Here is a 21,481-nt window from a genome sequence, read left to right on the forward strand (position 1 = left end):
GCCATACTTTTTAGGTCTATGGCAGCGTTTTTTTTACTTTTACGATTATGGACTCCACCCTGCTTATCATCGCCATTGCATTTGCCGCCCTCGTTGCGGGCGTTCTCGTCTTCCTGTTCCTGAAACAACGTCGCGAGCTGAAAGCTGCCCAGGCCGCAGCGCCCGCTACCGGTGATGCCAATACCCGGCAGCTGCAGCTCCAGGCCTATGAGCGGCTGATCCTTCTGACCGACCGCATCGCCCTGCCCAATCTCATCCAGCGCCTCAACCAGCCGGGACTCGAAGCGCGGGACATGCAATCCCTGCTGACCCAGGCCATCCGCCAGGAATTCGAGCACAATATCACCCAGCAGATCTATGTCAGCGCCGAGGCCTGGGATGCCGTCCGAAACTATAAAGAGCAAAACCTGCTGATCGTAAATCAGGTAGCCTCCTTCCTGGCGCCCGAAGCTACAGGCGTCGACCTGAACAAGCATCTGCTCGATCTCCTCGTGCAAAACCCTAAAGCTTCCCTTCAGAACGTGGTCTCGGAGGTTCTTAGCTTCGAAGCCAAAAAGTTGATGTAGGATCGGGGCGCCGCCATTAAGAAGATGCCGTCAACGCCAATTTCCACAAACAAATATTGCAGGTTGTGCTCTGTGGATTCCGTTGTATCGGGTGTCTCAATAGAAACACACTTCTATGGACACTCGACAAATTCAACAAGCCGATCTCCTCGACATTGTATTCGATGGCCGCAATAAAGAGTACGGCGCATACGATCTGCGCAAGTCGTACAACGGCAGGCTCCGCCGGTCGATAGCGGTCATGCTCTCGCTCTGTCTTTTATTGTTCATCGGGTTTACAGTAGCCGGGAAGCCGGACCGTAATCGGTTACCCATTTCCGTAACCGATTGGTCGATCACACCCATCGATCCCGTGGCCATCAAAAAAGATCCGTTACCCCCCATCCCCAAACCCCTGCACATCGCGGCTCCCGCCCCGACGATCCGTTTCGTCCCCTCCCGTATCGTGCCGGACGACCAGGTGCGGCCCGATGACAAACCGCAGCCGGATGTCGTCCCGGATAATTTCAAGATCGGCGTCACCACCGATCTTACGGCTCATGGAGACGATCTCGCGCGGCCGCTGTCGGACGGCAATGGCCCCGGCAGCAATGTGGTCGATGTGCCGGTGAAAACAAACGATGATGATAATATCGTCTTCAGAAAAGTGGAGATCGAGTCCGAATTCGAGGGCGGGTCCGGCGCCTGGCAGCGCTTCCTGTCGAAGAACTTCCGCGTGCCCGACGCCCCGGAAGGCGACAGCAGCACCGCCACCGTCAGGGTCCAGTTCATCGTCGATAAGGAAGGAATGGTCAGCGATGTCAAAGCGCTTGACGGCGCCGCGGTACTGCAAAAAGAAGCCATCAGGGTGATCCGCCTCAGCAAAAAATGGAAGCCCGCCATTCAGAATGGGCGGGCAGTCAATTCCTATAAAATTCAACCCATCACGATCCGGTGGGAGAATTAAGCGGCTCGTCCGCCGCCGGCCTCATCGACCGGTCCAGCTCTTCATAGATGGTCAGCAGCTGATGGCTGCTCGTCTGAAGCTTGCTCACAAGGTCTTCGATCTTCCGGCGTTCGGATACCAACTGGCCTTCCAATTGATCGATATAGGCTTGCTTTTCTTCCAGGAGATGCCGGGTGCGGAACAGACCTTCTTCCAGTTCCAGCATCCGGCTCTTGTTTTCCCGGCCGTCGATCTCGGCCTGGTGGTAGGTTTTTATCCGCTGGTCCAGCTGTTGCTGAAGAAAAGCGATCTGCCGGTTTTTTTCCTCCAGGAGATCGGGGTAAGAAGCTTTTTCCACATCGGATAACGCCAGATTTCCCGCCGGTTCCGCCGCCGCAACCCCTTGCCCCCCATCGCCCCCCAATTGGCTTGCCGGGGCCAGGTTACGGCTTGCCGCTTCCAGCAGCTCCTGGTATTTCTTTTCGGTCCGGGTAAGCTGCTCCTTCAGCTGCTCATAGCGACGGTCGGCCATATCCCGGTACTGCTCGTATTTCTGCTTCATCCAGAGGATGCCTTTGTAGACCTTTTCCTGCTGTTCCGGGTCCAGGGCCGGCTCCACGCCTGTCTCTTGCATGGGGGTATTGCCGTTCCCGCCCGGCTCCGAGGCCGACCGCAGGATGGCGGACGCCACGGTGGGAGCAGTATCCTCATGGCCGGTCTCCCCTCCTTTGGCCCCGGAAAGGGAAAGTAACAGCTCTTCCGGCACCTGCCGTTTCCGCCGATAATGCAGCCAGGTGGTGATCAGCATGGACAAGATCACCAGCGGCACGGAGATCCATAAAAGAATGCGCAGGAATTGCCCGAACTCATACAGGTTGACAAGTAGTCGATACATGACCAAAAGGTTTAAGTAGAGTTGCTCTCAATAGTGATATACAGGCGATTGTATAAAAGGAAGAATTTTGAATTCGAGTTCCGGGCCTGGGGGCGGGCTGGAAGTACAAAAGAGCAATATTCACGCCAAAAAAGCAGTCATTGACCGACACGCGAAGCCACCGATTGCCGCCTATCTAAAAGCCATGAACCACAGGCGTTTTTAGCACAAATTTGGTGTAACACCCATTTATCATTAAAACTTTTCACTCATGAACTGGAGCAAAAAAATGATCGCTTGCGCTACCCTGATCATAGCGCTTTTCACCGTCACCTCTACCTTCGCCCAGGGCGGAGGGGGTCGTATGATGGATACGGCCGCCATGCGTCAGCGGCAGGAAGCCATGCTGGCCAAGATGAAGACCGACCTGAATCTAACGCAGACCCAGGCGGACTCCGTGAAAGCCATCAGCATGGAGTTCAATGCCAAAAGGCGCGATATCTTCATGGACCCGGCCAACCAGGGCCTGAGCCGGGAAGATCGCATGGCCAAGATGCAACCGCTGACCGAGGCGATGAATGCCCGGCTGCAGGCCGCCCTTGGCGCCGACCTGTTCAAGAAATACCAGGATTGGATGCAAGCCAATCGACCGCAACGCGGCGGCGGCGGCAGATAAAAAAAGAAGAGCAGCCTTAGCTGCTCTTCTTTTTTTCTTTTTCCCAGGTGTCCCGCAGGGTCGTCGTCCGGTTGAAGACGATCTTCTCCTCCGAACTGTCCTTATCGAGATAGAAATATCCTTTTCGCAGAAACTGATAGTGCTCGTCGAATTTCGCTTTGCGCAGAGCCGGCTCGGCAAAGGCCCCGGTGAGCACCTGCAACGAATCGGGGTTGATATACTCCTTGAAATCCCCATCCTCATTGGCCGGGTCCTCAACGCGGAAGAGCCGGTCGTAGAGCCGCACCTCCGCGGTGATCGCATGCGGAAGACTCACCCAATGGATCGTCGCCTGAACCTTTATATTGGACTGCGCCCCGCCGCTCTTGCTCTCCGGCAGATGCGAACAGCGCAGCTCGGTAATGTTGCCCGAGGCATCCTTCACCACCTCATCGCACTGGATGATATAAGCGCTTTTCAGCCGCACCTTCTGACCCGGTGACAGCCGGAAGAATTTCTTGGGCGGATTCTCCATGAAATCTTCCCGCTCGATATACAATTCCCGGCTAAAGGGGATATCCCGGGTTCCCGTTTCGGGGTCTTCGGGATTATTTTCGCTCGGCAGCCATTCCTCGTCGCCCGCATAGTCCGTGATCACCACCTTCAACGGATCGAAAACGACCATCCGGCGATGCGCGATCTTATTGAGATGTTCGCGGACACAGAACTCCAGCAGCGAAACATCGATCAGGTTCTCGCGTTTCTGTACGCCAACCTTGTCGGCAAAAAGGCGAATGCTCTCAGGCGTATAACCGCGACGGCGCAAACCCGAGATCGTCGGCATCCGGGGATCGTCCCACCCTGCCACAAAACCTTCGTTCACCAGTTGCAGCAACCTCCGTTTGCTCATCACGGTGTAGGTCATATTCAACCGGGAGAACTCATATTGATGAGAAGGAAATAGTTCCAGTTTTTCGATGAACCAGTCATACAGGGGGCGGTGAGAAACATATTCCAGCGAGCAGCAGGAATGCGTGATCTGCTCGATGGCGTCGCTCTGGCCATGGGCAAAGTCATACAGCGGATAGATACACCAGGCATCGCCCGTGCGATGGTGGCTGGCATACTTGATCCGGTACATAAGCGGATCGCGGAGCCACATATTGGACGATGCCATGTCTATCTTTGCGCGCAGCACCTTCTCCCCTTCCTTGTATTTTCGGGCCCGCATGTCCCGGAAAAGTTGAAGATTCTCCTCCACCGTCCGGTTCCGGTAAGGACTGTCGGTACCCGGCTCCGTCGGCGTCCCCTTCATCTTCGCGATCTCCTCCGCCGAACTGTCATCGACATAGGCCAGTCCCTTGCGGATAAGGTCCTCCGCCAACAGGTATAACTGTTCGAAATAATCGGATGCGTAGAATTCGTTCGCCCATTCAAAGCCTAGCCAGCGGATATCTTCCTTGATGCCTTCGACATATTCCGTATCCTCGGTGACCGGGTTGGTATCATCAAAGCGCAGATTGGTAGAACCCCCATATTTCCCCGCAAGACTGAAATTGACGATGATAGCTTTGGAGTGGCCGATATGGAGATACCCATTCGGCTCCGGCGGGAATCGGGTACGAACGGTTTTCACCTTTCCGGTCGCCAGGTCTTCTTCGACGATCTCTTCCAGGAAATTCAACGACTTTTCTTCTTCTTTCTTTAGTTCTTCGGACATGCCGCGAATTTACACCTTCCCACCGAGCCTGCCAAAGGACTAACCCCGTTTTCCAAACAGCAAACTGCCGATCCTCACCATCGTACTGCCTTCTTTTACAGCCAATTGATAATCCCCGCTCATGCCCATCGACAGGATGCCGTCCGAGGGAAACCACTGATCGAGCAACCCTTTTAACTGCCGGAATTCCGCAACCACGGCCGATATATCCTCCGTATTGGAAGCCATCCCCATCAACCCCCGGACCCGGATATGAGCCCACTGCTCCGGGTTGGTCCGGACAGTCTCCATTACCTGCGCCAGCTCGGCGGCATCCAATCCGAATTTAGTTTCCTCGCGTGCAATATGTACCTGCAGGAGTACGTCCACGACACGCGGTATCTTCGCCGCCTGTTTGTTGATCTCGTTCAACAGCTTGAGACTGTCTACTCCATGGATCAGGTAGACAAAAGAAATAATATGTTTTACCTTGTTCGATTGCAGGTGCCCGATGAAGTGCCATCGGATTGCCGCAGGCAACTGCGCACGTTTGTCGGTCAGCTCCTGTACGTAGTTCTCACCGAAATCGCGCTGGCCTTCTGCAAAGAGTGCTAAAATATCTTCAACAGTTTTAGTTTTCGATACGGCGACCAATGTTATCTTCTCGCCCAACGTCTTGCGGATTGCTTGATAAGCATCTCTGTCGATCGGCATTTTTTAATCGTCTTTTAACACGAAGATACCGTAAATTCGCGTCGTCATGGTCACAACGAAACACTACCGCTTTCCAGCCTGGAAAGTGTATGCATGCGCAGTACTGTCATTTCTACCCTTTTTCAGCGTCGCTCAGACTCGCCCGCAATCGGCAGGCGCCCAGTTGACCGGTAAGGTGATCGACGGCCAGACCAAACAGCCCATCCATGCCGCCACTGTCGCGCTGCTGCGCAAGGACTCTTCCGTCGCAGCCGAGGTCATCAGCAAAACCGATGGACAGTTTGCGTTGAAGGGCCTGCCCGAGTCTTCCGCCATTTTGCAGATCAGCGTCGTCGGCTACCAGACCGTCACCCGGGTCATCCCCGCCGGCCATCGCACCCCCGGTGTTCCGGTTGTCATCGGCACCATCAGGCTGACGCCCGCCGCCACGCAGATGCAAGCTGTGGCAGTAGTGGCGCGCCGGCCCGTGTTCCGCACAGAGGTGGACAAGAAAGTTTTCGATGTGAACCAAAGCCTCGCCAGCAAGGGCGGCACCGCGCAGGACGCGCTTCGCCAGGTTCCTACCCTGAATGTCGACGCCACCGGTAACGTTACCCTTCGCAATGGATCGCCGACCATTCTCCTCGACGGAAAGCAAACCCAGCTGACGCTGGACCAGATCCCCGCCGACCAGATCCAGAGCATCGAGGTGATGCCCAATCCCTCGGCCAAATACGACGCCCAGGGTAACCACGGCATCATCAATATCGTCCTGAAACGCAACCGCAAGCCGGGCATGAACGGTTCTTTCACCGGTGTGGGTAGCACGCTCGGTGAGACGTATGGGTTCGCCAACCTGAATGTCTACAAACACAAATGGAATTTCACGTTCAATGCGATGGCGCACGGCCACCGGTCAATATCCAACACGACCACGACGCTGACCGATCTGGCCTCGAACACCACCTCGGTGCAGCATGGCCACTCGGTGACGATCGGCCCCTTCCAAAGCTATCGCCTCGGCGCCGACTATAACATGGATGCGCACAACACCTTTAGTCTTTCCGGCAATGCCGGCTTCGGCTATCACCCCACCGGCGGCTCGCAGCATACCGAATATCTAAGCAAGGGTAGTGTGGACTCGACGGCCGCGCGGAATACCTATGACGCCAACCATTTCGTCTTCACGCACTCCAACTTCGACTGGGCCCATACCTTCGCCAAACCCAGTGAAAAATGGACGGCCAGCGCCGCACTGGAGACCTATCATGGAACCGGCCATGGCGACTATTCCAATCAACGATTTGCCAGGGACGCGGCCACCCCGCTGGAAGATGCCGCACTGCAACGCTACTCGGGGCTCGGCAACGCCCATAACCTGACCGTGCAGACCGACTACACCGATCCCTTGCTGGACGGCAAGGCCAGGTTCGAAGCCGGTCTCAAAACGATCCGGCACGGGAGCCGCAGCTATCGGGACTTCGACAACGACCTCGCACAGGGATACGTAAAGGATCCGAACGCCAGCTACAACTACAGCTACGACGACAATACGTATGCAGCCTATTCCAGCTTCAACCAGCAGCTGGGCAAGTTCAGCTACCAGGCCGGACTCCGCTTCGAACGCTATACTTACACCGGTCATTTGCTGGATGAGAACAGCGGCTTTGGCTATCATCAAACGGGGTTGTATCCCAGCATCTATCTGACCGAGAAATTCACCGAGGACAACGATCTTCACCTGAACTTCTCGCGCCGGATCAACCGTCCGCAATGGTGGCAGATCACTCCGCAAACGAATTACAGCAACCCGCTGAATCCCTCCCAGGGGAATCCGGAGATCCGGCCGGAGAATACCAACCTCGTCGAGCTGGCCTACAATACGCAGGTCTCCGGCATCGGGTTGAACACCACCCTGTATCTGAAGAACACCCTGGACCCGATCATGGGGTACAACAAACCGCTTAGCTCGGATACCCTGCTCAGCACCTTTGAGAACGGCAATTACGCCAATACCTACGGGGCCGAGATCATCGCCCGCATCCCCATCGCCAAATGGTGGAATGCGACGACGAACTTCAACGTCTATGAAAGCGATATCAACGCGGACAACCTGTCACAGTCCCAGGGACAGGGACTCTCCAACTCAGGCGTCAGCTGGTTCGCCAAGCTCAATTCCGATATGAGGCTGTTCAATACCTATTCGTTGCAGCTGACGGGCAACTACAATGCAGCCCGGGTGATCGCGCAGGGAAAAGTTCTGCCTTCCGGCGGGCTCGATGCGGCAGTCAAGCGCGACTTCCTGCCGCATAACGCCGCCACCCTGGTCCTAAGCCTGTCGGATATCTTCAACACCCAGCGCAGCGATGTCGACACCTATCAGCAGGGCGTGTTCTTTCAGAACGCGATCAATAAGCCGGAAACGCGGGTGTTCAAGATCAGCTTCATGTATTCTTTCGGCAAAGAGCTCAATGGCGACCGCCATAAAGCTACTTTAGAATCGAACGGCTGATAACTATCCGCTGTACTTCGCTGGTTCCCTCGTATATCTGCGTGATCTTCGCGTCGCGCATCAGCCTTTCCACATGGTATTCCTTGACATACCCATACCCTCCGTGTATCTGCACGGCTTCCGTAGCCGTCCACATCGCCGTCTCGGAGGCATAGACCTTGGCCATCGACGAGCTGAGGGCATAGTCGTTGTGCTGGTCCTTGTCCCAGGCCGCGCGTAAACAAAGCAACCGGGCCGCTTCAATGCGGGTAGCCATATCCGCCAGCTTGAACTGGATCGCCTGGTGCTGCGCGATCTCCTTGCCAAAGGCCTTGCGCTGTTTGGAATAGGCCAGCGACAGCTCATAGGCGCCACTGGCAATACCCAGCGCCTGCGATGCAATCCCGATACGCCCCCCCGCCAGCACTTTCATCGCGAAAGTGAAACCAAAACCATCCTCGCCGATCCGGTTCTCCTTCGGCACCCTGACATCGTTGAACAGGATGCTGTGGGTATCGCTGCCGCGGATGCCCAGTTTGTTCTCCTTGGCGCCGACAACGACACCGGGGGAACTCTTTTCTACGATAAAGGCGCTGATCCCCTTATGACCTTTAGCCGGGTCTGTCTGGGCGATGACCAGATAGACCGACGCCGAATTGCCGTTTGTGATCCAGTTCTTGGTGCCGTTGAGCAGATAATGATCCCCCTTGTCTTCGGCTATGGTTCGTTGTGACGTAGCGTCGCTGCCCGCCTCGGGCTCACTTAAAAGAAAGGCCCCGATATACAATTCTCCGTCCTTCCGGCCCTGGGCCAGCGGCGTCAGATAGTTCTTCTTCTGCGCATCGGTCCCAAAGGTATCCAGCCCCCAGCAGACCAGGCTATTGTTGACGCTCATACAGACGCTGACGCTGGCGTCGATCTTGCTGATCTCCTCCATGGCCAGAACATAGCTAAGCGTGTCCATTCCCGAACCGCCATAGGCCGGGTCGACCATCATTCCCATAAAGCCGAGCTCGGCCAGCTTGAGAACTTGTTCCTTTGGAAATTTCTGGTGTTCATCCCTTTCTATCACCCCCGGCAAACATTCGGTTCTGGCGAAATCGCGGGCGGCTTTCCGGATCATCTCATGTTCTTCGGACAATTGAAAATGCATATGGGCAAGAAGTTTTTGTTTTGCCGGCATTCGCCGGCTTTGTTGCCCAAAAATAATAGAAAAACTAACTACTGTTAGTTTTTTTTATGACAATCGCGTATCGGCATAATGGTCCATCGCCGCGCGCATAAATGCAGCGAATTCCCGATCGGGCCTGCCATCGACGGCCATGTATCGCCCGTCGGCGACATACAGCTCGCCCAACCCTTTATAGGCCCTGGCCTTGATCGGTTCGCCGGCATCCATTCCCCAAAGGCTCCGGATCAATTCATAGTGCCGGTCGATCTGCTTTTGCACGGGCTCACTCTGCGGATCGGTCTGGCGCAGGGCCCGGAGACGCTGCGCGATATCCTGTTGATCCGCCTTCAACCGGGCGAGCCGATCGGGGCTCATCTCGGTCAGCGCCTTCTCCGACTTCCGGATCGCCGCTTCGCCCCAGTTATCGATCGCCTTCTGGCGAAGTGCAATCGCCTCCTCATGGGGTAAACCTTCGTATAACTTTTCAAAATTTGACATGGTCTTGTTTTTTAGATGATCAATGGTCGCATCGATCGTGTGCAGCAGGGTGTTGATCCGATCTCGTCTCGCCATCAGGGCATGCTTATGGCCGGTAAGCGCCTCGACGAGATCAAAACCGGGATCATCCATGATCTCCGTGATATTCTTCAGGGGGATATCCAACTCTTTATAGAAAAGGATCTGCTGCAGCCTGAACAGCTCGGCCTCGCCATACTGCCGGTAGCCGGCGTCGGTTCTCACCGATGGCTTCAGCAAACCCAGCTTGTCATATACGTGCAGTGTGCGCACACTCACGCCCGCCAGCCGGGCCAGCTGCCTGACGGAATATCGGGATTCACCCATGCTTCGATCGTTTTTACAAAGCTAGGGTATCACCTAAGGTAAGAGTCAAGCGTTTTTGAAAATAAATTTTTGTGGTGGGTGTGCCGGCATACCGGGAGTGCCGGCGGCAGCGGGCAGTAAGCGCGCCTACCCAAGGATCTTGTCGGCCTTCCGGTGAAGCAGGGCGATGGCGGTCTTGAAGATGACGATAAAGAGGCCGGCCTCCTCTTCACTGAAATTGCTGGTCTCTTCCTCATCTTCGCTATAGATGGTGGCGGCCGTGAATTGCAACAGATCGGGCTGGCAGAAGGATTCGATCACGGCCATCGCATCGCTCTCGTCAAAACCATCCTGGAAGACATTCTCCATTTCGTCGAACTCCTCGTTAAACGATTTCTCGAACTCCTGTTCGGAAATGGCGGGGATACCCGGCCGGAACTCCCGGAAGCTAAGCAGGATAACGGTAAGGACATAGGCTACGTCTTCCCGGGCATCGGGTTCGGCAAGCTCCCGGCTCTCACCGAGCACATAGCCTACCAGGGCCGGCTGCTCCCGGGCAAACGAATCCCAGATACGGCCGATCTGGCTTTCGTCCATGTGCTGGATCCTGTCGTTGATAAGGTCGATCGTTTGATCGGTGATTGGCTGCATCCGCAATTTTCTCCAAACCTACGGAAATTCCTAAAACGTAAGGAAATTCATAATTTGCCGAATGTCTAAAAACTATAGCCATAAGGCCAAAATAGCCGTTTCGGTGTCTTCGGAGGTGGGCCGGCTGCGCCGGGTGCTGGTACACAGCCCCGACAGCGGGTTGGGTAAAGTGGTGCCTTCCAAGGCCCAGGACTGGCTCTTCGAGGATATCGTCCACCTGGACACGATCCGCCGTAAGGAGTATGATTTCTATACTAAAATATTATTATACTTCCTCGACCCGGCCCGGATCCGCGGCCGCCTGGCGGAGGTCGACGATGTCCGGAATCGCCGCGCATTCTATAAGCCGGGCAATGAAGGATTCTTCCGCAGCGACAAGGTCGTCGAACTGCAGTGGCTGCTGGCCGACATCCTCATGGACCCCTCCATCAAGCAAAAGCTGGTAGCTTCCGTCTGCGCAATAGAGGCCTGTAGCTATGAAACGCAGCACCAATTGCAGGAGCTGGACCCCGTTCAATTGGCGAAGACGTTCATCAGCGGTGCAACGGATAACGACAATCTGCTTTTCGCCCCCATTCCCAACTTCATCTTCACCCGTGACATCGGCATCGTCATCAATAATTACGTTCTGCTAAACAAACCGGCGAAAAAAGCCCGTACCCGCGAGGCCCTGCTGGCGAAATATATCTTCTTCAACCATCCTCTTTTCGCCGAATATCGGGACAACATCATCGAGCTCGCCGACACGCATCATCACTTCCTCCTGCCGCGCGAAGGCGATGACCGCAAGGTCACGTTGGAAGGCGGCGATGTGATGGTCGTCAGCAAGGACCACCTGCTGATCGGCGTCAGTGAGCGCACTTCGTCCGAAGCCGCTCACCAGGCCATCCGCGTCCTCTTCGAAAAGAATGTGGTCAAAAAGATCACGATCATCCGCATACCGAAGAAGCGGGACTATATGCATATCGATACCATCTTTACGCAGATCAAACGAAATGTCTGGATCCTGCTCGGCACCTTCTCCCGCAAAGCGATGATGCACGAGGACGAGGACGATGTCCAGCGAATCCTCGACAACAGCAAGAAAGAGGACAAGCTCAGGATCATCCAGTTCCGGAAGAAGGACCCGGGCAACCCCGAGTATTTCGACAACCTGGAAGACCTGCTCACCGATATCAGCCGGAACGACCTGGAATGCACCGAGAAGATCCGCTTTATCTATTCCGGCAACAACGAATTCCCCTTCGACGCCCGCGAACAGTGGACGGACTCTTGCAACCTGCTGGCGCTCAAAGAAGGAGTCGTATTAGGTTATGACCGGAATGACAAAACGGTCGAAGCCTTTAAGGCCAACGGCTTTGCGGTCGTTCATGCCAAAGAGGTCATCGAACAGATGGAGGCCGGCGCCCTGGAGCCCAACCAGGTCGAGAACACCCTCATCCTCATGCCCTCCGCCGAACTGTCCCGCGCCCGTGGTGGCTTCCATTGTATGAGCATGCCCCTCCACCGGGACGATCTGAATCTCTAAATCCATCATCCATCACTTTTATCCTCATGCAAACGACACGTCATATTTTAATGATTCGGCCCGTGAACTTCACCTTCAACGCGGAAACGGCCGTCAACAACGCCTTCCAGGTCGCCGGTGCCGACGGCGGCGCCCAGCAAAAGGCCCTCGGCGAATTCGATCAATTTGTCCGTCTCCTCCGGGACAACGGAGTGGACGTGACCGTTGTCGACGACACGCCTGACCCCTATACTCCCGATTCGATCTTTCCAAACAACTGGGTCTCCTTCCACCGCGACGCCACGGTATGTCTCTACCCGATGTATGCGGTCAATCGCCGCCTCGAACGCAAACCCGGTGTGCTCGACATCATCGGCCGGAAGTTCCGCATCGATGCGACGCTCGACTTCAGCAGCTATGAAGCGAAAAACCTCTTCCTCGAAGGCACCGGCAGTATGGTCCTCGACCGCGACAAACAGATTGCCTATGCCTGTCTTTCGCCGCGCACTGATAAAGAAGTGCTGTTGGATTTTTGCCGCAAAATGGGTTATACCCCCGAAGTATTCATTGCCCGCGACGGCGCCGGCCGCGACATCTACCATACCAATGTCATGATGTGTGTCGGGGACCGCTTTGTCGTCGTCTGTCTCGACTCGCTGCCCGTCCCCGCTGAACGGCAACACCTGGAAGCTACCATCCGCGCCTCCGGCAAAACGCTGATCCCGATCTCACTTGACCAGATGAATCACTTTGCGGGAAATATGCTACAGGTTGAAAACCAACAGGGGGAAAAGCTGCTGGTGATGTCGTCGCAGGCGTATGAGTCGCTGAGTCCCGCGCAGATCGCGCAACTCGAAGCCTTCAACCGCATCCTGCATTCGCCGCTGACGACCATCGAGACCAATGGCGGGGGCAGCGCCAGATGCATGCTGGCCGAGATCCATCTATCGCCGCGATAGCTGGGTGGCCGGCCCCGTCCGTCGCGCCGGCTCAGGCGCCACCCGGCGTAAAACAAGGGCTGCACATACGATAATGATGTTTTTCATGATATACTGACCAACAAGCGTAAACCCATAAGGCGGGAATTTAAAGGACTCGGCCGGGAAAAGCAGCAATGGGGTGAAGGTACAGGCCATATGCAGGAACAGAAGGTTGAGGGCTGTGCGCATCATTTTTCCGGTGATGAGCAAAAGACCTACAGCGCATTCCCAGACCGCCAGCAGGATAATATTCGCGGGCTGCGGGACCAGGTGAAAGGTCAATTTGTTGATGGTTTGGATCGCCAGGTCTTCGGCGGGACTATAGCCGTGGAAGAATTTCAAGGCCCCGAACCAGATATAGATGATGCCAATGCTGATACGAAGTGCATTCAGCGATCGCCGGCTCACTTCGACAGTTACCGCATTTTCCATAAGCAATAGTTTTACGTTTTACAAGTCCAAAACTACTATTCGGCGATCCGGCAATCATGAGGACGATCACCCGGGCGGCTGATGTTCGTCGCTACCCCTTAAAACAACGACAGCGTCTCCGCCTGCCCGCCGTTGGCAAGATTCGGAACCGGCAGTCCTGCCCCCAACCGCTCGTTGAATTTCCCGATGACGTATGCCATCATCTCCGGCGAGGTCTGCTCTTGGGGACTATGCACAAAAAAATACACCTCCTCCAATCCTTTGACCGCCCAGGCGGCAAGCCGTTCGGCCCAGGCGTCCACCCGCGAGTAGTCCAACCGATGCAGCCCGTTGCTGACAAAGCGGATAAAGGCCACGGGAGCGGTCAACCGCATATGCAGCACGTCCCGGCGGCCGGCGACATCGGTGATCACCGTTCCGATGCCCAGCTCGCGGAAGAGCTCGAAGGTCGCCGTGACCGGCTCTTCGGAAGAGCCAAACCGGTCGGCCGCGGCAGATCCAAACCACGCCGGATGCCGGAGTTCGACATGTGCACGGAAATCGCGGGGCAATCCGCGCACATAATTCATCAACACCGGCGCCCGATCAGGACCAAAGCCCTCAGACAGTTGCAGGAAGGCCGGGCCAAGCCGGGGACCAAAATGGCGAACGGATTCGATAAAAGCGCCGGTATCCGCGGCCGCATCCACCAGCTGCTGCTTATGGCTGATCGTCTCCAGGAATTTCGGGCAGAACCGGAAATCGTCCCCCGTCATGGAAGCCCAGCGTTCGATCGTCGCCGGTGGCTGAAGACCGTAATACAACGTATTGCCTTCGACCGTGCTGAACTGCTTCGCGTAAAATGGTAGAAAATTCGTCGATTTTGTCCCCTTGGGGTATACTCTCCCAAGCCAGCTGGTGCGCCCCCACTCGGTGCCGCCGACCCTTACCCTAAGCGGTTGTTTCGAGGCCCCGGACCGCCGTTCCCACATCCGAAGCGTCACCGGATCATCGGGCGGCAATGTGAAATCAATGTTATCTATATACTGTACTTTACCAAATTCCATATACACTTTTTGCTAGCCGCTTGTGGTTCAAGATCAAATCCTTACTTTTGGGACTTCGATTGATCAAAGGCCTTAAGGTAGAAAATTTTCAACAAATCCTGCCATTGGTTAAAGCTTTTTTAAACTTCAAAACTAAGAAGGGTCTTCCAAGATGGAAAGCAAAGTCACAAAAATAGGCGTACTCACATCCGGCGGCGATGCCCCGGGGATGAATGCCGCCATCCGTGCCGTTGTTCGTACTGGTATTTATAATGGACTGGAGGTATTTGGCATCATGCGCGGTTACGCCGGCATGATCGAAAACGATATCGTACCCATGCATTCCCGGAGCGTCGCCAATATCATCCAGCGCGGCGGCACCATCCTCAAGACCGCGCGCTGCAAGGAATTCTTTGAGCACGAGGGTCGTAAAAAGGCCTATGCCAACCTCAAAAAACTGGGCATCAATGGCCTGGTCATCATCGGCGGGGACGGGTCCTTTCGCGGCGCCCATAAGCTGAGCCAGGAATTCGACATCCCCTGTATCGGCCTCCCCGGCACCATCGACAAGGACATCGCGGGCACAGACTTCACCATCGGTTTCGACACGGCCGTCAATACCGCCGTTGAAGCCATCGATAAGATCCGGGACACCGCCGATGCTCACGACCGCCTCTTCATCATCGAGGTTATGGGTCGCGACGCGGGCTATATCGCCCTGCACAGCGGCATCGCAACCGGCGCCGAGAATATCCTCATCCCCGAACGCAAGACCGATATCGAAGAACTCGTCAGCTCCCTGCTCGAGAAAGAACGCCGGCGTAAGCTGGTCAACCTCATCGTCGTAGCCGAAGGCGACCGTGGCGCCGAGGACGTGGCCGCGATCATCAAGGAACGGGTTCCCAATGCCGACACCCGGGTCTGTGTCCTGGGTCACATCCAGCGCGGCGGAGCCCCCACCTGCCTGGATCGGCTCATTGCCAGCCGCATGGGCTATTCGGCGGTAGAAAGCCTGCTGGAAGGAAGACACAACGTCATGATCGGCATCGTCAATAACAAGATGCACTTTACTCCGCTGGAGAAAGCCGTAAAAGCAAAACAGAAGATCAGCGAGGACTGGCTGAAGATCGTAAAAATATTAGCATCCTGAGGCCCCGGAAAGGCCTCGTCATATAAAAAAAAATCCCCCGTCAATGTCAAAACATTTATCGAAGTACCTGTACCAGGATATGGATAAAGAGGCAGGTCTGCAACACACGTTCCACAAAACGAAGATCGTCGCCACCGTGGGGCCCGCCTGTGACACATATGACAAACTGCTCGAGCTGGTAAAGGCCGGCGTCAATGTTTTCCGGCTCAATTTCTCTCATGGATCACACGAAGACAAGGCAAAGATCATCGAGCACATCCGCAACATCAATATTTCCGAACCTTATAATATCTCCATCCTCGCCGACCTGCAGGGTCCCAAACTCCGCGTCGGGGATATCAAGGACGGAAGCCTCGACATCGTCCCCGGCGATATCCTGACCTTTACTTCCCGGGAAAAAGTGGTCGGGACAAAAGAAAAGATCTATGTCTCCTACCCCAATCTCCACCACGACGTACAGGTGGGCAACAAGATATTGATCGACGACGGCAAGCTGGAAGTGGTGGTCGTCAACGTATCGCCCGACGGTGATGTCAAAGTGGCCGTCACCTATGGCGGAAAGCTGTTGCCGAAGAAGGGCGTTAACCTTCCCGATACTAAGATCTCCCTGCCCGCCCTCACCGAAAAAGACCTTGTCGACCTGGACTTCATCATCGGGCAGAAGGTGGACTGGGTCGCCCTGTCCTTTGTCCGCAAAGTGGAGGATATCATCGATCTGAAGCGCCGGCTGGCCGAGGCCAAAAGCGTGAGCAAGGTCATCGCCAAGATCGAAATGCCCTCGGCGATGGACGACCTGCGCAATATCGTGCTGGAGTCCGACGCCGTCATGGTCGCCCGCGGCGACCTCGGCGTGGAGCTGCCCGTCGAAAAGGTCCCGATGGCTCAGCGGGAGATCATCCGCAAATGTATCCACCGCGCCAAACCCGTCATCGTGGCCACCCAGATGATGGAAAGCATGATCGATCGCGTAAAACCCAACCGCAGTGAGATCACCGACGTGGCCAACGCCGTGCTGGAAGGCGCCGACGCGGTCATGCTCAGCGCAGAAACGGCTACCGGTCAGCATCCCGCGCTGGTCGTCGAGACGATGCGGAAGATCATCCTGGAAGTGGAACGCACCGAGTATCCCTATAACCGGGAGGACGACCTGGTGCCTCAGCCACACTCGCCTTCCTTCCTCTCCGACGCCATCTGCTACAACGCCTGTAAGCTGGCCAAGGACGCCAATGCAGATGCACTCGTAGGGATGACCCAGAGTGGTTATACGGCCTTCATCCTTTCGAGCTATCGCCCGAAATCACCGTTGTATATCTTCTCCAAGGAAAAAAGCCTGATCAACCAGCTGAGCCTCAGTTGGGGTGTCCGCGCCTTCCACTACGACGAAGAGGTCAGTGTCGACGATATCATCCATGACCAGCACACGATCCTGAAAGAACGCGGATTTATCAAAGCAGGTGATGTGGTGGTCAATACCGGCAGCCTTCCCATCGAAGACCATTTGCCGACGAATATGCTGAAGATAACGAAGTTGAAATAGCCTGGAAGGCAGCTAGCTCTCGAAGGTGAGCAGCTGCTCTTTTATCTTTTTGATCTCTTCTTCTCCCGCCATAAAGAAGTCCTGCGACTCCTTCATGTGGGCGTTCACGTAGTCCGTCGCGCTGGCTTTCAGCAGCCGCGCCGAGGTATGGAACTCGGAGGCGCCGGTCTTTTCGGCCAACGATACGATATTCCCCGACCGGATACCCGAGCCCGGCATGATGACGATGCGGTCGTCGGCCTCCCGGACAAGTTGGTCGATCAGAGAGACCCCTTCTGCGGCCGTCGGCCGTTGACCCGAGGTCAGGATACGCTCGCAACCCAGCTGGATAATGGTCTCCATCGCTTCGAAGGGATTGGCCGCCCAGTCAAAGGCGCGATGAAAGGTGACGCCAAGCGGATAGGCCGCTTCCACCAGCCGGGCGCATCGGGCCTGGTCGACCGTCCCGTCTGCACAAAGCATTCCGATGACTACGCCATTGCATCCCACCTGTTTACAGTATTCAATATCCCGAAGCATGACCTGGAACTCCTCGTCCGAATACAAAAAATCCCCGCCCCTGGGCCGGATGATGGGGTAAAGCGCAATACGCAACTGCTCCCTGGCGCCCCGGATGGTCCCCGGGGACGGGGTCACACCTCCCTCGGCAGGCGACGCGCAAAGCTCGATCCGATCGGCCCCGGCCCCCTGGGCCACCATCGCCGAGGCCAGGTTAAAAGAACATATCTCTAATTGAAAACCCATTATATCAGACTATTTACTTCAACCATCCGCTCTTCGTTATTGTTCTTTAGCGCATAAGAAAAACCTTTCTGCAAAGCATAGGCCCCGTGTTCACCCTTTTTATTCAGCGCGATAAACGCAACCTGGATGTCCCTGGCTTTCTCCTTTTTGATCCGGGCGATCCGCTCCACCGCCGCCTTGCAGGCCTGTTCGGGTGACATCCCCTGGCGCATAAATTCCACAACCGCATGGCTGCCACACATCCGGATGACGTCCTCGCCCTGGCCGGTAGCCGCTACGGCGCCCACCTCGTTATCGACGAACATCCCGGCCCCGATGATCGGGGAATCGCCGACCCGGCCGCGCATCTTGAAGCCCATGCCGCTGGTAGTTACGCTCCCGCTGAGATTGCCACTCGCATCCATCGCCACCATGCCGATGGTGTCGTGATTCCATTTTCCGTTGGGCAGGCGGGCAGGCGCGGCGGCACCCCAATCATTAGAGGGCGCGGCCCCGAAAGCGCTACTCTTCGTATTCTCGATATTGATCACCGGCTTGTACTCCGACTTCTTCAGCCACTGCTCATAGCTCTTCTTCGCATCCTCGGACAACTTCCCATCCTCGAGCGGGAAACCCTCCGCAATGGCAAATTGCTGGGCCCCTACCCCGACAAGCAGGACATGCGGCGTCTTTTCCATCACCCGGCGGGCCACCGAAATGGGATGCTTGATCCGCTCGAGAAAGGCTACGCTGCCGCAATTGAACTGATGATCCATGATGCTCGCATCGAGCGTCACATAACCATCGCGATCGGGATTGGCGCCGAGCCCCACACAACAATTGACGGAGGATTCGGTGACCTTTACCCCCGCTTCCACGGCGTCGAGGGCCGATCCGTTACGGCTCAACACCTCCCAGGCGCCCTTGTTTGCCGCGAGCCCCGTGTCCCAGGTGGAAATAACGACAGGATGACCCGGCACCCGCCCGGGAACCTCGCCGATGCCACGAATATGGGACGCCCTATCACCCGGTCCCCGGGTCACGGCGCCCGCCTTTTTTGTCAGAAAAATACCCAGTGATCCCAAAAGGGATGAATGCAAAAATGAACGACGATTGGACATGGTATTATAGGATTAACTCTTTTTCGCTGCGATAAATCTTTCAAGGTTGCTCCGGGCCTTGCGGCGCAGCCGGGTCCTTAACGTGGACGTCCATCCGAACAACAGTCCCCGGATACCGAGGGCCCGGGCGCTCCACTTCCATAGGTTGAAGTCATCATGGTGTTCGGCGATCTTACCGCCGGCAATGAAGAAATGCGCCTTGACCCTATTGATCACCTTTCTCCCGGTAGGGGGAAAAGTATAGGTAGCCACCCACTCACAGGAGCCATATCCGTCCGACCCTTCCACATTCCCAAAGCTGAGCCGGATATCGTTCGTATTGCTCAAAAGCATCTCCCACATGGCCTTCACCTTCGGCCCCTCCAGGCTTTCGAACACGGGATCGTAGAAAAACACCTCCTCATGATAACAATCCAGCATAGCCTTCCAGTCGCCTTGCCGGAACCGTTCATAGAAAGTGGTTATCAGTTGTTCTTCTTCAGTCATAAAAAAATCCCCGCGAACAGGCCATTGGGGGCTGGTCAACTTTCCCTAAATTGGCAGAGCTAAATATAATGGATAAAATGAGAAAACTCCTTTTTTTACTGCTTTTTTCCCCTGCTATCGCCGCCTGGTCACAGGGCACCCCACAGGACAGCGCCTGGATCCGGGAAAATTACTACAAGATTGAACGGTATATTCCGATGCGGGACGGGATCAAGCTCTTCACCACTTTTTATATTCCAAAAGATACCACTGAGCCGCACCCGATCCTGCTGACCCGTACACCCTATTCCTGTGCGCCCTATGGCACGGACAAGTGGCGCAATTTTCATACCGGTTATCTCCGGTACTATCTCAGGGAGGGATATATCGTCGCGAGCCAGGACGTACGCGGCCGATGGATGAGCGAAGGCCAGTTTGTGGATGTCCGGCCCTTTATTAAAGACAAGAAGTCCCCGTCCGACATAGACGAAGCCAGCGATACCTATGATGCGATCGACTGGATGGTCAAAAATGTTCCGCACAACAATGGAAGAGTCGGGGTTTTTGGAATTTCCTATCCCGGCTTTTATTCGACGATGGCCGCCGCCAGCGCCCACCCGGCCCTGAAAGCCGTCAGCCCCCAGGCGCCGGTGACGGACTGGTTCATGGGTGATGACTTCCATCACAATGGAGCGTTCTTTGTCATGGACGGCTGGGCCTTCTATTCTTCCTTTGGCAAACCTCGCCCACAGCCGACGACGGTGGGCCCCTCGGGGTTCGATTACTATACCAAAGACAATTATAAATGGTACCTCGAAACGGGCGCCCTGAAGAACATCATGAAGCTGACCGGTGACAGCATCGCCTTCTGGAAGGACCTGTACGCGCATCCCAACCGCGACGCCTGGTGGCAGGCCCGCAATGCCCGGGTGGCGATGCACGACATCAAACCCGTGATGCTCGTCGTCGGCGGTCTCTATGACGCCGAAGACTGCTTCGGCGCCTGGAACCTCTACAAAGCCATCAAGACCCAGTCACCCGCTACCAACAGCCATCTGGTGATGGGTCCCTGGTACCATGGTGAATGGGCGTCGAATGACGGCACCCACCTGGGCAACGTCCAGTGGGGCTCCAACACCTCGTTCTGGTACCAGAACAATATCGAGATCCCTTTCTTCAACTATTACCTGAAAGGCAAGGGAGAAGAGCCCAAACTGCCCGCCGCGACCGTCTTCTTCAGCGGCGAGAACCAGTGGCGCCAATTCGATCGGTGGCCCCCCCGCGGATCGCAGGAACAACCCATCTATCTGCAAGCCGATGGCGGCCTGGCCTGGGACGCCCCAAAAAACAAAAGCAGCTTCTCCGAATACATCAGCGATCCTGCCCACCCCGTTCCCTATACGAAGGATGTCCATTTCTTCCGGACACGGGAATATATGACCGATGACCAACGCTTCGCCTCCCGGCGCACGGACGTACTCACCTTCCAGACTCCCGTGTTGCAGGAAGATCTGACGCTTGCCGGCCCCGTCGTCGCCGATCTGAAGGTAAGTCTCAGCAGCACCGACGCCGATTTCGTGGTAAAGGTCATCGACGTATTCCCCGACGATTTCAGCTATACGACTCAAGGTCCGGTACCTGTTCGCAGCCATGACAACGCAGCAAGCTACCCGATGGGCGGTTACCAGATGCTGGTGCATGGCGAGGTCATGCGGGGCCGCTTCAGGGAAAGCTTCGAGACGCCAAAAGCTTTCACTCCCGGCAAGGTGGAGACAGTGAAGTTCGCCGTTCCCGACGTCGCACATACTTTCAGGAAAGGACATCGGCTGATGATCCAGATCCAAAGCAGCTGGTTCCCGCTGGTTGACCGGAATCCGCAAAAATTTGTGGATATTTATACGGCCGACGACAGCGATTTTCAGAAGGAAACGATCCGTGTGTTTCATGATGCGGATCATTCCTCGCGGATCATTCTGCCGGTATTAAAACAATAA

The 21,481-nt window shown here is 55.7% G+C and carries 20 protein-coding genes; 9 read left to right on the plus strand and 11 right to left on the minus strand.

All coding sequences use genetic code 11. The annotated features are described in order from the left end of the window. Positions 1-47 precede the first annotated feature (47 nt). Together VHE34_RS15965 and VHE34_RS15970 are read left to right on the plus strand one after the other, a co-directional pair. Positions 48-566 carry a hypothetical protein gene (locus tag VHE34_RS15965; protein WP_325589706.1) on the plus strand — a complete coding sequence of 173 codons (519 nt, stop codon included), beginning with the start codon at positions 48-50 and terminating at the stop codon, positions 564-566. Between the two features lie 115 nt (positions 567-681). Beyond that, the gene (locus tag VHE34_RS15970) at positions 682-1,512 is read left to right on the plus strand and encodes an energy transducer TonB (protein ID WP_325589708.1); all 831 of its coding nucleotides are present in this window, start codon (positions 682-684) and stop codon (positions 1,510-1,512) included. On the opposite strand, the gene VHE34_RS15975 is transcribed toward VHE34_RS15970, so the two are convergent. Continuing rightward, positions 1,490-2,386, minus strand: coding sequence for a hypothetical protein (locus VHE34_RS15975; protein ID WP_325589710.1), 897 nt, complete (start codon positions 2,384-2,386; stop codon positions 1,490-1,492). The genes VHE34_RS15970 and VHE34_RS15975 overlap by 23 nt on opposite strands. A gap of 250 nt (positions 2,387-2,636) precedes the next feature. Between VHE34_RS15975 and VHE34_RS15980 the strand changes: the two genes are divergently transcribed. Further along, complete coding sequence (locus VHE34_RS15980) at positions 2,637-3,041, plus strand: hypothetical protein (protein WP_325589712.1); 405 nt, start codon at positions 2,637-2,639, stop codon at positions 3,039-3,041. A 16-nt stretch (positions 3,042-3,057) separates the two neighbouring features. Here VHE34_RS15980 and VHE34_RS15985 read toward each other — a convergent pair whose 3' ends face one another. Both VHE34_RS15985 and VHE34_RS15990 read right to left on the minus strand, forming a co-directional pair. Beyond that, a complete protein-coding gene (locus VHE34_RS15985) occupies positions 3,058-4,740 on the minus strand; it encodes a glutamine--tRNA ligase/YqeY domain fusion protein (protein WP_325589714.1) in 1,683 nt (560 codons plus the stop codon). 39 nt (positions 4,741-4,779) lie between these two features. Next, positions 4,780-5,433: a YggS family pyridoxal phosphate-dependent enzyme gene (locus tag VHE34_RS15990; RefSeq protein ID WP_325589717.1), complete on the minus strand. Its 654-nt coding sequence runs from the start codon at positions 5,431-5,433 to the stop codon at positions 4,780-4,782. A gap of 46 nt (positions 5,434-5,479) precedes the next feature. On the opposite strand from VHE34_RS15990, the gene VHE34_RS15995 reads away from it, so the two are divergent. Continuing rightward, positions 5,480-7,924 (plus strand): outer membrane beta-barrel family protein, encoded by a 2,445-nt coding sequence (locus VHE34_RS15995; RefSeq protein ID WP_325589719.1) that lies wholly within the window; start codon positions 5,480-5,482, stop codon positions 7,922-7,924. On the opposite strand, the gene VHE34_RS16000 is transcribed toward VHE34_RS15995, so the two are convergent. The 3 genes from VHE34_RS16000 to VHE34_RS16010 form a co-directional block, all read right to left on the minus strand. Further along, the gene (locus VHE34_RS16000; RefSeq protein WP_325589721.1) at positions 7,902-9,056 is read right to left on the minus strand and encodes an acyl-CoA dehydrogenase; all 1,155 of its coding nucleotides are present in this window, start codon (positions 9,054-9,056) and stop codon (positions 7,902-7,904) included. The genes VHE34_RS15995 and VHE34_RS16000 overlap by 23 nt on opposite strands. Positions 9,057-9,140: 84 nt before the next feature. Then, on the minus strand, positions 9,141-9,917 hold the full coding sequence (locus VHE34_RS16005) for a MerR family transcriptional regulator (protein ID WP_325589723.1): 777 nt from the start codon (positions 9,915-9,917) through the stop codon (positions 9,141-9,143). 126 nt (positions 9,918-10,043) lie between these two features. Then, positions 10,044-10,547, minus strand: coding sequence for a hypothetical protein (locus tag VHE34_RS16010; RefSeq protein WP_325589725.1), 504 nt, complete (start codon positions 10,545-10,547; stop codon positions 10,044-10,046). Between the two features lie 61 nt (positions 10,548-10,608). On the opposite strand from VHE34_RS16010, the gene VHE34_RS16015 reads away from it, so the two are divergent. Both VHE34_RS16015 and ctlX read left to right on the plus strand, forming a co-directional pair. Continuing rightward, positions 10,609-12,075 carry an arginine deiminase family protein gene (locus VHE34_RS16015; RefSeq protein ID WP_325589727.1) on the plus strand — a complete coding sequence of 489 codons (1,467 nt, stop codon included), beginning with the start codon at positions 10,609-10,611 and terminating at the stop codon, positions 12,073-12,075. Between the two features lie 50 nt (positions 12,076-12,125). Continuing rightward, positions 12,126-13,013, plus strand: a complete 888-nt coding sequence (ctlX, locus tag VHE34_RS16020) for a citrulline utilization hydrolase CtlX (protein WP_414709900.1) — start codon at positions 12,126-12,128, stop codon at positions 13,011-13,013. On the opposite strand, the gene VHE34_RS16025 is transcribed toward ctlX, so the two are convergent. Then, complete coding sequence (locus tag VHE34_RS16025; protein ID WP_325589731.1) at positions 12,999-13,466, minus strand: DoxX family membrane protein; 468 nt, start codon at positions 13,464-13,466, stop codon at positions 12,999-13,001. The two genes, ctlX and VHE34_RS16025, sit on opposite strands and share 15 nt — an antisense overlap. A gap of 98 nt (positions 13,467-13,564) precedes the next feature. Continuing rightward, positions 13,565-14,512, minus strand: a complete 948-nt coding sequence (locus tag VHE34_RS16030; protein WP_325589733.1) for a DUF72 domain-containing protein — start codon at positions 14,510-14,512, stop codon at positions 13,565-13,567. 151 nt (positions 14,513-14,663) lie between these two features. On the opposite strand from VHE34_RS16030, the gene pfkA reads away from it, so the two are divergent. Both pfkA and pyk read left to right on the plus strand, forming a co-directional pair. Then, entirely contained in the window at positions 14,664-15,641 is a 978-nt protein-coding gene (pfkA, locus tag VHE34_RS16035; protein WP_325589735.1) for a 6-phosphofructokinase, read from the plus strand. Between the two features lie 43 nt (positions 15,642-15,684). Next, entirely contained in the window at positions 15,685-17,178 is a 1,494-nt protein-coding gene (gene pyk, locus VHE34_RS16040; RefSeq protein ID WP_325589738.1) for a pyruvate kinase, read from the plus strand. Between the two features lie 12 nt (positions 17,179-17,190). On the opposite strand, the gene VHE34_RS16045 is transcribed toward pyk, so the two are convergent. From VHE34_RS16045 to VHE34_RS16055, 3 genes are read right to left on the minus strand one after another with little or no spacing between them, the layout of a single operon-like run. Further along, positions 17,191-17,922, minus strand: coding sequence for a copper homeostasis protein CutC (locus VHE34_RS16045; RefSeq protein ID WP_325589740.1), 732 nt, complete (start codon positions 17,920-17,922; stop codon positions 17,191-17,193). Further along, a complete protein-coding gene (locus VHE34_RS16050; RefSeq protein WP_325589742.1) occupies positions 17,922-19,022 on the minus strand; it encodes a N(4)-(beta-N-acetylglucosaminyl)-L-asparaginase in 1,101 nt (366 codons plus the stop codon). The genes VHE34_RS16045 and VHE34_RS16050 overlap by 1 nt, the downstream gene beginning before the upstream one ends. 12 nt (positions 19,023-19,034) lie before the next feature. Beyond that, positions 19,035-19,508, minus strand: a complete 474-nt coding sequence (locus VHE34_RS16055; RefSeq protein ID WP_325589745.1) for a nuclear transport factor 2 family protein — start codon at positions 19,506-19,508, stop codon at positions 19,035-19,037. Between the two features lie 77 nt (positions 19,509-19,585). Between VHE34_RS16055 and VHE34_RS16060 the strand changes: the two genes are divergently transcribed. Next, the gene (locus VHE34_RS16060) at positions 19,586-21,481 is read left to right on the plus strand and encodes a CocE/NonD family hydrolase (protein WP_325589747.1); all 1,896 of its coding nucleotides are present in this window, start codon (positions 19,586-19,588) and stop codon (positions 21,479-21,481) included.

Origin of the sequence: Puia sp., from assembly GCF_035546395.1 — a bacterium.
In the GTDB taxonomy this organism is placed as follows: Bacteria; Bacteroidota; Bacteroidia; order Chitinophagales; family Chitinophagaceae; genus Puia.

Excerpts from the sequence above, each read along its gene's own strand:
- VHE34_RS15970 (WP_325589708.1), top strand. The coding sequence starts at position 682 with ATGGACACTCGACAAATTCAACAAGCCGATCTCCTCGACATTGTATTC.
- VHE34_RS16000 (WP_325589721.1), bottom strand. The coding sequence starts at position 9,056 with ATGCATTTTCAATTGTCCGAAGAACATGAGATGATCCGGAAAGCCGCC.
- VHE34_RS16010 (WP_325589725.1), bottom strand. The coding sequence starts at position 10,547 with ATGCAGCCAATCACCGATCAAACGATCGACCTTATCAACGACAGGATC.
- pfkA (WP_325589735.1), top strand. The coding sequence starts at position 14,664 with ATGGAAAGCAAAGTCACAAAAATAGGCGTACTCACATCCGGCGGCGAT.
- VHE34_RS15995 (WP_325589719.1), top strand. The coding sequence starts at position 5,480 with ATGGTCACAACGAAACACTACCGCTTTCCAGCCTGGAAAGTGTATGCA.
- VHE34_RS16050 (WP_325589742.1), bottom strand. The coding sequence starts at position 19,022 with ATGTCCAATCGTCGTTCATTTTTGCATTCATCCCTTTTGGGATCACTG.
- VHE34_RS16045 (WP_325589740.1), bottom strand. The coding sequence starts at position 17,922 with ATGGGTTTTCAATTAGAGATATGTTCTTTTAACCTGGCCTCGGCGATG.
- VHE34_RS15975 (WP_325589710.1), bottom strand. The coding sequence starts at position 2,386 with ATGTATCGACTACTTGTCAACCTGTATGAGTTCGGGCAATTCCTGCGC.
- VHE34_RS16005 (WP_325589723.1), bottom strand. The coding sequence starts at position 9,917 with ATGGGTGAATCCCGATATTCCGTCAGGCAGCTGGCCCGGCTGGCGGGC.
- VHE34_RS15980 (WP_325589712.1), top strand. The coding sequence starts at position 2,637 with ATGAACTGGAGCAAAAAAATGATCGCTTGCGCTACCCTGATCATAGCG.
- VHE34_RS16030 (WP_325589733.1), bottom strand. The coding sequence starts at position 14,512 with ATGGAATTTGGTAAAGTACAGTATATAGATAACATTGATTTCACATTG.
- VHE34_RS15990 (WP_325589717.1), bottom strand. The coding sequence starts at position 5,433 with ATGCCGATCGACAGAGATGCTTATCAAGCAATCCGCAAGACGTTGGGC.
- VHE34_RS16015 (WP_325589727.1), top strand. The coding sequence starts at position 10,609 with ATGTCTAAAAACTATAGCCATAAGGCCAAAATAGCCGTTTCGGTGTCT.
- VHE34_RS16055 (WP_325589745.1), bottom strand. The coding sequence starts at position 19,508 with ATGACTGAAGAAGAACAACTGATAACCACTTTCTATGAACGGTTCCGG.
- VHE34_RS16025 (WP_325589731.1), bottom strand. The coding sequence starts at position 13,466 with ATGGAAAATGCGGTAACTGTCGAAGTGAGCCGGCGATCGCTGAATGCA.
- VHE34_RS16060 (WP_325589747.1), top strand. The coding sequence starts at position 19,586 with ATGAGAAAACTCCTTTTTTTACTGCTTTTTTCCCCTGCTATCGCCGCC.
- pyk (WP_325589738.1), top strand. The coding sequence starts at position 15,685 with ATGTCAAAACATTTATCGAAGTACCTGTACCAGGATATGGATAAAGAG.
- VHE34_RS15965 (WP_325589706.1), top strand. The coding sequence starts at position 48 with ATGGACTCCACCCTGCTTATCATCGCCATTGCATTTGCCGCCCTCGTT.
- ctlX (WP_414709900.1), top strand. The coding sequence starts at position 12,126 with ATGATTCGGCCCGTGAACTTCACCTTCAACGCGGAAACGGCCGTCAAC.
- VHE34_RS15985 (WP_325589714.1), bottom strand. The coding sequence starts at position 4,740 with ATGTCCGAAGAACTAAAGAAAGAAGAAGAAAAGTCGTTGAATTTCCTG.